Annotated in this window: 12 protein-coding genes; all 12 read right to left on the bottom strand. The window is 65.6% G+C overall.

The annotated features are described in order from the left end of the window. Positions 1–3: 3 nt before the first annotated feature. Genes IVB29_RS00345 through IVB29_RS00290 form a run of 12 tightly spaced genes read right to left on the bottom strand, consistent with a single transcriptional unit; the run spans position 4 to position 12,368 of the window. Positions 4–852 carry an MBL fold metallo-hydrolase gene (locus IVB29_RS00345; protein ID WP_247501393.1) on the bottom strand — a complete coding sequence of 283 codons (849 nt, stop codon included), beginning with the start codon at positions 850–852 and terminating at the stop codon, positions 4–6. 31 nt (positions 853–883) lie between these two features. Further along, positions 884–1,768, bottom strand: a complete 885-nt coding sequence (locus tag IVB29_RS00340) for an amidohydrolase family protein (RefSeq protein ID WP_247501392.1) — start codon at positions 1,766–1,768, stop codon at positions 884–886. Beyond that, positions 1,765–2,886 carry a VWA domain-containing protein gene (locus IVB29_RS00335; protein ID WP_247501391.1) on the bottom strand — a complete coding sequence of 374 codons (1,122 nt, stop codon included), beginning with the start codon at positions 2,884–2,886 and terminating at the stop codon, positions 1,765–1,767. The genes IVB29_RS00340 and IVB29_RS00335 overlap by 4 nt, the downstream gene beginning before the upstream one ends. Continuing rightward, entirely contained in the window at positions 2,883–3,764 is an 882-nt protein-coding gene (locus IVB29_RS00330; RefSeq protein WP_247501390.1) for a MoxR family ATPase, read from the bottom strand. Before IVB29_RS00330 ends, IVB29_RS00335 begins: the two co-directional genes overlap by 4 nt. A 12-nt stretch (positions 3,765–3,776) precedes the next feature. Then, positions 3,777–4,799 carry a molybdopterin cofactor-binding domain-containing protein gene (locus IVB29_RS00325; protein ID WP_247501389.1) on the bottom strand — a complete coding sequence of 341 codons (1,023 nt, stop codon included), beginning with the start codon at positions 4,797–4,799 and terminating at the stop codon, positions 3,777–3,779. Further along, positions 4,800–6,395 (bottom strand): molybdopterin cofactor-binding domain-containing protein, encoded by a 1,596-nt coding sequence (locus tag IVB29_RS00320; protein WP_247501388.1) that lies wholly within the window; start codon positions 6,393–6,395, stop codon positions 4,800–4,802. A gap of 12 nt (positions 6,396–6,407) precedes the next feature. Beyond that, a complete protein-coding gene (locus IVB29_RS00315; protein WP_247501387.1) occupies positions 6,408–6,884 on the bottom strand; it encodes a (2Fe-2S)-binding protein in 477 nt (158 codons plus the stop codon). Positions 6,885–6,889: 5 nt separating this feature from the next. Then, positions 6,890–7,708 carry an FAD binding domain-containing protein gene (locus IVB29_RS00310; protein ID WP_247501386.1) on the bottom strand — a complete coding sequence of 273 codons (819 nt, stop codon included), beginning with the start codon at positions 7,706–7,708 and terminating at the stop codon, positions 6,890–6,892. 2 nt (positions 7,709–7,710) lie between these two features. Continuing rightward, the gene (locus IVB29_RS00305) at positions 7,711–8,154 is read right to left on the bottom strand and encodes an SRPBCC family protein (RefSeq protein ID WP_247501385.1); all 444 of its coding nucleotides are present in this window, start codon (positions 8,152–8,154) and stop codon (positions 7,711–7,713) included. A gap of 5 nt (positions 8,155–8,159) precedes the next feature. Further along, positions 8,160–8,597 carry an SRPBCC family protein gene (locus IVB29_RS00300; RefSeq protein WP_200468663.1) on the bottom strand — a complete coding sequence of 146 codons (438 nt, stop codon included), beginning with the start codon at positions 8,595–8,597 and terminating at the stop codon, positions 8,160–8,162. Between the two features lie 10 nt (positions 8,598–8,607). After that, positions 8,608–11,508, bottom strand: coding sequence for a flotillin family protein (locus IVB29_RS00295; protein ID WP_247501384.1), 2,901 nt, complete (start codon positions 11,506–11,508; stop codon positions 8,608–8,610). A gap of 26 nt (positions 11,509–11,534) precedes the next feature. Continuing rightward, entirely contained in the window at positions 11,535–12,368 is an 834-nt protein-coding gene (locus tag IVB29_RS00290; RefSeq protein ID WP_247501383.1) for a phosphoenolpyruvate hydrolase family protein, read from the bottom strand. Positions 12,369–12,371: the final 3 nt, after the last annotated feature.

Raw genomic sequence — 12,371 nt, 5'->3', positions numbered from 1 at the left:
GCGTCAAGCAGGGAACCAGTTGCGTGCGGGTAGCGATTGCACGATCGGTCCGGGGACCTGGTCATGCAATCGCCCGACGACAATGCCGCCCTCGATCTTGGCGGGGCGATCGTGCACCGGCAGCAGGTACCGCGAATTGCTGAGCAGCTTTTTGATGGAGGCCTTCTCCGCGCGCTTGGAGGTGCCATGGTTGCCGGTGGTGCGCGGCTCCCAGTCATGGATCTCGTTGAAGGGCGTGACGATCTGGTCGTTGAAGTCGTAGATGACGTCGCCGCAGATGGTTGCTATGCCGTCGGCGGTTTCGACGATGATGTTCATCGAGCCTTCGGTGTGGGCGTTGGCGGCGTCACAGTAAACCCCGGGCATCAGTTCGATCGGACCGGTGATTTCCAGGTCGAGGAAGCGCAGCGCGCTCTTGGTGTGCAGACGGTCGATCAGATGCTTGATGTCGGGCGCGGGATATTGTGGATGCATCAGGCCGGAGACGGAATATTCGAGCTCCTTTCGGTTGAGAACGACGGTCGTGTTCATCGGAAACAGGTCGTCCTTGCCGGCATGGTCGATGTGGAGATGGGTGTGGCAGACGAAGCGGACGTCGCCCATGCGCACGCCATGGCGCGCGAGCTGGTTCTCGATCATGTGCTCGTGGTACTGCAGTCCGCGCATGCCCAGCGTCTCCATGATCTGGTTGGAGCGATAGCCGGTGTCGACAACGACCGGATACTTGCCGCCGAGGATCAAAAAGCCCAGCGTGAGGACGCGGCGGGTGCGGCCGCAATCGCGGCCGAGTACCAGAAAGCTCGATTCCAGCTCGATATCGCCATAGTCCAGGATCTTGATCTCCAGCGCCATTCGTTGCCCTCCCTGTCTCGCTTTTTATCTGTCAAAGCCGGTAGACGCGCGTTGCCGTCGTCCTGAAGATCGCGTCCTGCTGCTCGGTACTCAGCGGCGCAACTGCCGCGCGAAACGCATCGACGAGCTCGCGGTAGCTGGTCCATAATTTCTCGATCGGAAAGTTGGAGCCGAACAGGCAGCGATCGGCGCCGAAGATTGCGACAGAATCCATGACCACGGCGGCGATATGCGCGGGGTCGTTGCGGTGAATGAAGGTGCCGAGCCCGGAGAGCTTCGTGATGACGTTCGGACAGGCCGCGAGCCTCGCGATCCCGGTGCGCCAGGCCGCACGTCCCGCCGGCGAGAGATCCTCGAGCATGCCGGCGTGCTGGAGGATGAAGGTCACCCTCGGGCAGGATTCCGCGAGATGCGCCGCATCCGGCATCTGCGGCGTGAACACCTGGAGATCGAAGCTCCAGCCGTAATCGGCGAGGTGCGCAATGTTGCGGCGGACTACGGGATCGACGCAGAGATCGGGTTTGGCCGCGAAGCGATAGAGCGGGTTCTCATGCCAGTGGAGCTGCATCCGCACGCCGCGCACCAGCGGATAGGGCTTGAGACGGTCGAGCTGCGGGCGCACGTCGTCCACGGCGAAATTGGCGTAGGCGACGATGGCGTGTGGCCAGTCATGTTCGTTGGCGGTCCGCTGCACCCAGGCAGTCTCGTCCTCGAAACGGTCATTGGCCCAATTGGTCTGGACGTAGACGGAGCGGGTAACGCCAGTGCCCTTGAGGTCGTCGAGATATTCCTCGATCGGATAATCGCGCCGGATCGGCTCGTACGGACCGAAGATGCGTGGCTGCATCGGGCCGATCAGCCAGGGCAGGTCGGCCTGCCGCCAGATGTGATGATGCCCGTCGACAATCGCGGTCACGCAACTCTCCTTCGTCCCAGTGCCAGCACATGCGCGACGATCGACGCGCTCGATCCGCCGTCGACGAGATCGTCGACGAAACGCGCGATGGCGACGAGCGCTTCGGTCTGCGGACGGAAACCCGGTCCGGTCGCGAGCGGCGTCAGCCAGCTCACGCGCCAGGCCCGTCGCGACAGTTTTGCCACCGCGTCGCGCAGCGCATCGACTTCGCCGCGCTCCAATCCGTCCGAGACCACCACCACGGCTGCCCCGCGCGCATAGCCGCCGAACCGGGGTACGGCGAGGAAGGCCTGCAGCGCATCGCCAATGCGGGTGCCGCCGTCCCAGTCGCTGACGAGATGGGCGGCTGCATTCAGCGCCTGCTCGCGGCGCTTCAGCCGCAGCGCGCGGGTGACGCGGGTCAGCCGGGTGCCGAAGGTGAAGACCTCGACATTGGGTGCGGCCTGCACCAGCGCATGGGCGAGCTTCATGTTGTCCTCGGTCCGGCTCTTCATCGAACCGGAGACGTCGATCAGCAGCAGGAACTTTCGCGGGCGCTGACGCCGCTTCATGTGGCCGAGCCGCAAAATCTCGCCGTCGCTGCGGACGCTGTCACGCAAGGTGCGACGGAGATCGGCAAAGGGCCCGCGGCGGGCGCGCATGCGCCGATGGCCGCGCCGCCTGGGCAGGCGCTGTGGCGCTTCGCGCGAGAGGCGGCGCAGCGCCTCGGTCGTGGAGAGCTGCGCGAAGCGGCGTTCGACCAATGCCTCGGTGCGCGTTGCGGTCAGGCCGGAGTCGTTGGTGTCATCGGACAGCAGCGGCTCCTCGTCGCCGCGGCCTTCTTCCTGGAGCCGGACGGTCTCGTCGTCCTCGCCGTTATCGGCATACTCGATGGTCTCGCTGCCGCGAAAGTGAAGATCGAACAGCCGGTCGAAGGTTACGCGCCGCTCTGGCGGCGGGGCGAGGGTGGCCAGTGCCGCCTGCCTGATATCCCTGAGGTCGCGCGGGCCGAGCAGCTCGATCGCAGTGAGGAACGCGGTAGTCTGTTCCGGCGCGACGGCAAAGCTGTTGGCGCGCAGCAAGGCGACAAAGGAGAGAAAGATGCGCGCGGCGCGCGGAAGCTGTGGCTCGGTGCTCATGCGGTCGCCTCCGCGAGCATCGCATCGAGCCGGGGCGAGATGAAGTGCAAATCTTCCTCGTCCTTCAACGCCACGCCGATCGATCGCTTGAAGGCATCAGGCCAGCGCGCGCCCCCCTTGTTGAGCAGCGTTGCGGCTTCAGCCCAGTCGACGGCCTCCGCGATGCCCGGCGCCTTGCTGAGCGGCTCCCGCCGTAATTTGCCGACGGCGGCGACGACGGCGCGCGCGGTCGCTTCGGCGACGCTGGAGGCCCGCAGCATCACGATCCGTGCTTCACGTTCCTCGGTGGGGTAATCGATCCAATGATAGACGCAGCGGCGGCGCAGCGCCTCGTGCAAATCGCGCGTCCGGTTCGAGGTCAGCACGACGACCGGGCGCTCGGTAGCGCGTACCGTGCCACGCTCGGGGATCGAGATCTGGAAGTCGGAGAGGAATTCGAGCAGGAAGGCCTCGAACTCCTGGTCGGCGCGATCAATTTCGTCGATCAGCAGCACGGTCGAGTCAGGCGCGCGCAAGGTCGCCAGCATCGGCCGCTCGATCAGGAACGTTTCACCATAGATATCGATGCTCTCGTCGCCGGCCTGGCGGATCGCGAGCATCTGGCGCGGATAGTTCCACTCGTAGAGAGCCGTGGAGGCGTCGATACCCTCGTAGCATTGCAACCGGATCAGCCGGCGGCCGAGCACGGCGGCGATGGCCTTTGCCGCCTCCGTCTTGCCGACACCCGGCGCGCCCTCGAGCAGCAGCGGCTTGCCTAGTGCAAGGCCCAGATAGGCGGCCGTCGCTAGGCCCTCGTCGGCGAGGTAATAGGCCGCACGCAACGCCTTCTCCAGCGCCTCCGGGCTGTCGATGCCGACGATGTTGCTGCGAACCGCCATGAACGAAGACCTCTAGCGCCGCGCCTGCGGCCGCGCGCCGCCCTGGGCCTTTATCGCGCGCAACACTTTTTCAGGCGTGATCGGCAGGTCGTCGATGTGTACGCCGACCGCGTTGAAGATCGCATTGGCGACCGCTGGCAGCACCGGATTGGCGCACATCTCGCCGGGGCCTTTTGCGCCGAACGGACCGTCGGGAGCAGGGCGCTCCAGCACGGCGATATCATGCGGGCAGATGTCGCCGGGGCCGGGCATCAGATATTCGACGAAGTCGCGCGGACCATGCAGGGGCTCGGGATAAACAGGCTCCGTCGTCTCGTAGAGTGCGTGGCTGATGCCCATCCAGGCGCCACCGACGAGCTGCTGCTCGACCAGGCGCGGATTGAGCGCGCGGCCGAGCTCATAGGCCGAGTCCATCCGCACCATCGCGACTTCGCCGGTCTCGTCGTCGACATCGACCTCGGCAACGAGGCAGGCATGAGCGTAGCAGGTCGCTGGCGACATCTCGCCGGTCTCAGGGTCGACGGCGGAGAGCGGCACCAAGAAGATCCCGCGGCCCGAGATCGTTTTGCCCTGCTTGAACTGGGCGGCGATCGCGACGTCCTTGGTCGAGATCGAGCGATGCGGCGCGCCCTTGACGTGGATGTTGCCGCGTCCGTCGGTTTCGAGATCGGCGGCGTTGACCTCGAGCTCCTCGGCGGCCGCCTCCATCATGACGCCGCGTGCCTCGCGCGCGGCCGCCATCACGGCGTTGCCGACGCGGTGGGTGCCCCGCGAGGCGAACGAGCCCATGCAGTGCGGACCGGTATCGGAATCCGCGGTGTCGACATAGACGTCCTCGACCGGCACGCCGAGCGTTTCCGCGCAGATCTGCCGCGTCACCGACTTCATGCCCTGGCCGAGGTCGATCGACGACAGCGCCACCGTGAACTTGCCGCTCGGGTTGGAATGCACCAGTGCCTGGCTGGGATCGCCGCCCAGATTCATGCCGATGGGATAGTTGATCGACGCGATGCCGCGTCCGCGATGCCGGGTCATCTAGCGCCTCCTGGTGCCGAAGACGGAGGAGAAGCGGGTTGCTCCGTGCGAGGGTGCTGCCGGCCGCGGCGAGGGCGGCGGCGGAGCTGGCGGTGGTGGCTCGCGCGGCGGTTCGCGGGTGACGGTGGGCGGAAGCCGGTCGTAGCTAGTGCGCTGCTGCGCTGGAGCAGTGGGCCTCGTGCGCGAAGAGTCCGCTGGCGTCGGCGGGATGACGGCACGACTACCGCCGCCGTCCTTTCGTGAGGAGGCCCGCTTGAACTCCTCGCGGAGCGGCCACTTTGCCTTTTCGGCCGCGACCTGCACGCATTCGATCAGCGCGGTGTTCTTGGCCTCGCGCCGGTGCGCCTTCATATCGCCGTCGCGATAGGCATTCAGGATTCGGAACTCCATCGGATCCATGTTCACGAGGTTTGCCAACTTGTCCATCTGGCACTCGATTGCAAAGTCCATTGCGGTGACGCCGAAGCCGCGCATGGCAGTGGCCGGCGTGCGGTTGGTGAAGACGCAATAGACGTCGCCATAGACGTTCGGGATGGTGTAGGGGCCCGGCAGATGCGCGGCACATTTCACGGCGGCGTAGCTTGACAGCCGCGTATAGGCGCCGCTGTCGAAATAGCATCGGATCTTGCGCGCGACGACGCGGCCATCGCGCATCACGCCGTCCTTGATGTAGATGCGCTCGGCGCCGCGCGGCGGGCCGTATTGCATCTCCTCCTCGCGTCCGAACACGTAGCGCACGGGCCGCCCCGTCAGCATCGCGCCGAGAATCGCGAGCGGCTCGGTCAGCGTGTCCACCTTGCCGCCAAAACCGCCGCCGACGGTGCCGCCGATGAAGTGGAAAGTGTTGGAGGGCACGTCCAAAATCTTCGCGCAGGTGTCGACCGAGAAGAACAGCGCCTGCGTCGAGGTATAGACGACATAGCGGCCGTTGGTATCAGGGGCCGCAATCGCGCCGTTGGTCTCGGTCGGCGCGTGCTCGATCGGCGACATCTGGTAGCGCTGCTCCAGCACGTGATCGGCGGTCGCGAGTGCTGCGTCGGCATCGCCGAAGCGCAGCTTCTGGTGATCATAAGCTTCGTGATAGGTGAACGTGTTCTTCGGGTAGGTTTCGTTGACCACGGGCGCGCCCGGCTTCAGCGCATCCTCGACGTCGAACACGGCCGGCAGCGGTTCGTAGTCGACCTTGACCTTTGCGACCGCCTCGAACGCCTCGCGCTCGCTGTCGGCGACGATGGCGACGATCGGCTCGCCCTTGTAGCGGACCTTATCGACGGCAAGCGACGGCTCGTCGTCCTTGCCGAAATTGATCAGGCTGAGAAGCGTGTTGAGATTGACCGGCACGTCGGCGCCGCGGATGATCCGGCGCACGCCGGCCGAGCGTTCGGCCTCGGCGGTGTCGATGCGGCGAATCCTCGCATGCGCATGGCTCGATCGCACCACCTTCAGATGCAGCATGCCTTGGAGCTTGTGGTCGTTGAAATAGCTCGATGTGCCCGTGACGTGGCCGAGCATGTCCTGCCGCTGCGTGCCCTTGCCGATCTCCTTCAAATTATCGTCACGCTCGTCGGCGAAAATGTCCTTGCGCAGTTCCAGCATGGTCGACTTCCCTTAAGCGCTGGCCCTGCCGCCGGCGGCGGCGAGGATGGCATTGATGATCGGCTCGTAGCCGGTGCAGCGGCAGATGTTGCCGGAGATCGCCTCGACCACCTCGTCGCGGCTCGGCGAGGGATTACGGTCGAGCAGGGATTTTGCGGCCATCAGCATGCCCGGCGTGCAATAACCGCACTGGGCAGCAAAATGGTCGGCGAAGGCGCGCTGGAGCGGGTGCAGGTTGAGGCCCTGCTTCATGCCGTCGAGCGTTTCGATGGAGCGACCGGCAACAGTTTCCGCCAGTGTCAGGCAGGAGAGATGAAGCTCGCCGTCGATCAATACGCTGCATGTGCCGCAGCCGCCCTGACCGCAGCCGAATTTCGGCGTCATGTCGCCGATCAGCTCGCGCAGTGCGACCAGCAGATTGGTGCCGCCGTCGACGAAGATCGCGACGTCGCGGCCGTTATGACGAAATTGCAGGGGTATCTTGGACATTGGCTCTATTCCTGTCCCGACAGCAGGCGGCGCAGATACACGCCGACGATCTCGCGGCGATACCAGGCGCTGCCGAGTGCGTTGTCGGCTGGCGATGTTCCCTCGGTCGCCGCGGAGGCGGCGGCCGCGATGGATGCCGTATCCAGCGAGCGCCCCTCCAGCGCGCGCTCGGCGGCGCGGGCGCGGATCTGCGTCGGTGCCATCGAGCCCAGCGCGATCCGCGCGCCAGCGATCCGGCCACCGCTGATCGGCACATGTGCGGCAAGTGTGATGACCGAGCCGCCCTTCGGCTTGATGCGGGCAATCTTGCGATAGCGGAACGCCTCGGTGCTGGCCGGCCGAGTGCAAGATACGGAAAGCACCAATGTCCCAGTCTGCCGTTCGCGTGCCTGCAAGAACTCCTCGATCGGGATGTCGCGTGCACCAAAGCCGCCCGCGACGGTGACGGTGGCATCGAGCGCAAGCAGCGCGACGGTGAAATCGCCGTAGGGGTTTGGCGCAAACAGATTGCCGCCGACGGTCCCCATGTTGCGCACGGCGGGGCCGCCGATGGAGCGGGCAGGGGCGTGCAGGAAGCCGAGATCGCGTTCGGCGAGGACGCGCGCGAAGGTGACGCCGGCACCGAGTGTCACGCGCGGACCGGAGGCTTCGATGCGGGTCAGCGCCTGATCCTGCGCCCGGACGACAGTCGAGATGGCAACATCTCCCTCGTTCAGCGCTCGCATGATCAGCGTGCCGCCGCCGAAATAGCGGGCGCTGCGGTCGGAGGACAGCGCGCCTGCCGCCTCGCTGGCGCTGGTGAAAGTCTTCACGGTTACGGCCATGCCTATGCGGCCTCCTTCAGATGCCGGCGGATTGCTTCGAATCCGGCCTGATAAATGTCTTCCGCGACCATATGAGTGAGGCGGTCGCGGTCTTCGGGCTTGGTCGTAAAGCGCGACTCCCAGTGCCAGAAGGTGCGGTCGCCGTCGGTGACCGGCAGCAGGCGGACATGGGCGACGTAGTTGAACATCGGGATCGGGGTATCGAGCAGGCAGTAGCTAAAACTCTGTTCGAGGTCTGACAGCGCCAGCAATTGCTCGCGCAGCTCGGCGCCGTCCTTGAGCTTGAACCGCCTGATGCAGCCGATCTTGTCGGAAGAATGCGCGCGCTCGATTGCGGAGGTCGCAACCGCCGGGTGCCAGCGGTCGTGCCCGTTGAAATCGCGCAGCATCGCCCACGCGGCATCGGTCGGCGCGTCGAGGATGGTGCTTTTGACGATATGCGGCACCTTCGTTAGCCTCCGAACACGCGCTTCAGCGCATCGAACCCGCCCTGGAACACGCCGCCGCCGATATTGCCGACAAGCTCGGTCTCCCGCTCGGGCGCGCAGTCGAACTCGGCGGTCCATTCGACAAAGGTCTGGTCGCCGTCGGTGACGGGCGTCAGCCGCAAGGTCGCGACATAGTTCTCGACGCCCATCGGGGATTCCAGGATCGAATAGGTGCAGAACATGTCGTAATCGGAGAGGCCCAAAAGCTTCTCGCGGATGCGGTCACCATTGCGCAGGCGAAAATCTCGCACACATCCGATCTTGTCCGCGGGCTCGCCGCCCTCGATGCGACTTTCGGCGATCGCGGGGTGCCAGTTCGGCAGGCCGTTGAAGTCGCGCACCCGCGCCCAGACGCGGTCGTTGCGCGCATTGACGACGGTTGAGACGTAGACGCGGGGCATAGGTCAGACCTCAGCTCTTTTTCCGCGGACTGCGCTCGACCGGCGGTTCAGCGCCGCCCTCAGTTGCGGGCAGGGAGGTTGCCTGCTTTTCGCCGCCGCCCTTGCGCGCGGACTCCTTGATGCCCTGCATGTCGCGGGCCTCGCGGATCAGACCCGGCATCCTTGAAAGGCTCCCGCCCTCAACGCCAATGTCGGCAAGGAGGGAGTCGATCAGCGGCGCCTGCATGCGGTAGCGTAGCGCCGAGTCGATCACCTCGTCGGTGGCGCTGCGGCCGCCATTGCCCCCGCCGCCATTACCGTTGAGGCCGTCGACCTGGAGGATGCGAATGCCCTCGATCTTCTCCATCGGCTTGACGCTTTCGCGCACGATGCCCTCGATGCGGTCGAGCAACTTTCGGCGGAACAGCGAGTAGCGCGCCTGGTCGGTCAGCACGTTCTCGGCCTCGTTGAGCATTCGCTGAGCCTCGGCCTCAACGGTGGCGCGGACGCGCTCGGCGTCGGCGGCAATCCGGGTCTCCTCGGCCTGCTTCTCGGCGAGCATCACCTCGACCGTCCTGCGCCGCTTCGCGATCTCGCTTTCGCGCGCGGTGATGACGCGCTCGGTCGCCTCGGTGGCCCTCATCCGCGCTTCCTCGGCCATCGCCTTGGCGGCGGATTCTTCCAACGATTTCTGGTGAATGGCGATCGCCTTCTCCATCAGGACCGTCTCGACCTCCTTCTCGCGGTTGATCTCGAGCTTGCGCAGCTCGCGTTCGCGGCCGATGCGGGCCTCGTCCAGGCCGCGATCGGAGGAGATGCGGGCGCGCTCGACTTCCTCGCGAGAGGCGATCTCGGCCTCCTGCAACGACTGGACGCGGGCGACCTCGAGCTGCTCAATCGCGCGGCGGCGTTCGAGGCGAGCGGCTTCCAGCGCCTGCTCGCGCGAGACGTCGGTGGTTTCAACCTCCTTGCGGGCGACGATTTCGGCCTGCCGGACCTGGCGGTCGGCGTCGATCCGCTCGGACTTCTTGGCGGACAGCGCGATGACGCGGTCTTCATCGGCGATCTCGATTGCCTTCTTCTGCTCGATGTTGAGCACCTCGCGCGTCTTGGAGGAGGTGATCCGCTCGGCCTCCAGCGCGAGATCGACGGTGATCCGCTGGCGCTCGATCGCATCGCGCCGCTTCAGCTCGGCTACCTCCAGCACGCCGGTTCGCTCGATTTCGAGCGAGCCGGTGTCGCGCTCGGCCTGGATACGCTCGACCGCGACCGCTTTCTCCTGGGCGATGCGGGCCGCCTCGATCGCTTCGCGAGAGGCGATGTCGGCCTCCTCGACGGCGCGGTTGCGGGCGATCTCCAGGGAGCGGACGCGCTCTTCCTGTGCGATGCGCGAGGCCTCGGTGGTCTCGCGTGCGGCGATGCCGGCGATTTCGAGGGTCTGGTTACGCTCGATCTCCAACTGGCGGGTGTTTTGCTCGGCGGCGATGCGTTCGGCGGCGAGCGTCCGCTCGCGGGTGATCCGGGCCGCCTCGACGGCGCGCTGCGCCTCGATCTCGGCCTCCTGGATGGTGCGGACCTGCTTGATCTCCAGCGCGCGGGTGCGTTCGTCGGAGGAGATGCGCTCGATATTGACGATCAAGGTCTGGGCGATACGGGCCTTTTCGGTAGTCTCGCGTGCAGCGATTTCGGCCTCATCGACGGCGCGGGTGCGCTCGATCTCGCGGCGGCGTGTTTCTTCCTCGTTGGCAATGCGAGCGTCGGTGACGACGCGGTCCTGCTGGATCCGGGCTTTTTCGATCGCCTCACGGGCCGCGATCTCGGCTTCCTCAACCGTACGCATCCGCTCGATCTCGCGCTGGCGGACCTCGCGTTCGCTGGCGATCCGCGTGGTGTCGATCGAGCGCTGATTGGCGATACGAGTCTTCTCGATCTCCTCCCGCGCCAACAGCTCCTTCTCCTCGATGGTGCGGGTGCGCTCGATCTCCTTCTGGCGGGTCTCGCGCTCGGAGGCGATGCGGGCTTCGGCAATCGCCTGCTCATTGGCGATACGGGCGCGCTCGATGGTTTCGCGCGCGGAGATCTGCGCCTGCTCGGCTTCGGTCTCGCGCAGCGCGCGTTCGCGGGCGACTTCGGTGCGCTGGAGCGCGCGGCGCATCTCGATGTCGCGTTCCTGCTCCAGCCGCGCCGTCTCGCTCTCGCGCTCGATGTCGAGCGCCTGCCGCTCGGCCTCCAGATTGCGGGTACGGATTTTGATCATCGAATCCTGCTCGATGTCATTGCGCAGCTTGCGCCGGGCCTCGATGTCCTGCATCAGCTGGGTCAAGCCTTCGGCGTCGAAGCGATTCGAAGGATTGAAGAATTCGAGGTCGGTCTGGTCGAGATCGGTGATCGCGACGGATTCGAGCTCGAGGCCGTTCAGGGCGAGGGCTTCGGCCGCATTGGTCTTGACGCGCGCGACATAGTCGCCGCGACGTTCATGCATCTCTTCAAGGGTCATTTCGGACGCGACCGAGCGGATCGCGGAAATGAATTTGCCGGCCAGCAGCGCATGGAGCTTTTCCGGCTCCATGGTGCGGCGGCCGAGGGTGGCGGCAGCGATAGAGACGGCTTCGCGGGTCGCCTGGACCCGGACATAGAAGTCGGCCTCGATGTCGACGCGCATGCGGTCGCGGGTGATCACGGCGTCCTGCCGCGAACGCACGATTCCCATCGGCTGCACGTTCATGTTGACCGGCGTGTAGTCGTGGATGAAGGGCAGCACGAAGGCGCCGCCGTTGATCACCACGCGTTCGCCGAGGAGGCCGGTGCGGACGAACGACACCTCCTTGGAGGAACGGTGGTAGAGCCAGTTGACGATGTAGACGCCAACCACGATCACGATGATCGCGACGATCAGCCAGAGGATCAATTCACCGACCAGCATCCCTGACATCTTTTCCTCCCTCGAACCTTCCGGCGTTAACGCGCGCCGATCGCCTTGAATTGACGCACCTGTTCCGTCAGCGCCCGCTCCACCGGCAGCCGCTCCATCGAGGACGCGCCGTAGAAGCCGTGGCAGTGGCGGGTGTTCTTCATGATGAAATCGGCATCGGCGGGATCCGCGATCGGCCCGCCATGAGCCAGCACCAGGATGTCCGGATTGACGCTGAGTGCGGCCGAAGCCCAAATGTCGATGCGTGCCGGGCAGGCCTTCAGCTTCAGTGCGGTCTGCGCGCCGATCGTGCCGCCGGTCGTCAGTCCCATGTGACAGACGATGATGTCGGCGCCGGCGATTGCCATTGCGGCGGCCTCTTTCTCACTGAACACGTAAGGCGTGGTCAGCATGTCCTTCTCGTGCGCCTTGGCGATCATGTCGATCTCGAGCGCATAGGACATGCCGGTCTCCTCGAGATTGGCGCGGAAGGTGCCGTCGATCAGGCCGACCGTCGGAAAGTTCTGGACACCGGCAAAACCGAGTGCCTTCAGCTGATCGAGGAAGACGTCCATGTCGCGAAACGGATCGGTGCCGTTGACGCCTGCAAGCACCGGGGTCTGGCCGACCACGGGTAGCACCTCGCTGGCCATCTCCAATACGATGGCATTGGCGTCGCCATAGGCCATCAGCCCCGCGAGCGAGCCGCGGCCGGCCATGCGGTAGCGGCCGGAATTGTAGATGACGATGAGGTCGACGCCGCCGGCCTCCTCGCACTTGGCTGATAGGCCAGTGCCGGCGCCGCCGCCGACGATTGGCTCGCCGCGCCTCGCCATCTCGCGAAACCGTTTCAGGAGTGCTGCGCGTTCAAACCGGGCCATCGG

It is taken from the genome of Bradyrhizobium sp. 1, from assembly GCF_023073315.1.
Classification (GTDB): domain Bacteria; phylum Pseudomonadota; class Alphaproteobacteria; order Rhizobiales; family Xanthobacteraceae; genus Bradyrhizobium.
The sequence above is the reverse complement of the archived record's forward strand: the minus strand, read 5'-3'. Positions and strand labels throughout refer to the sequence as shown.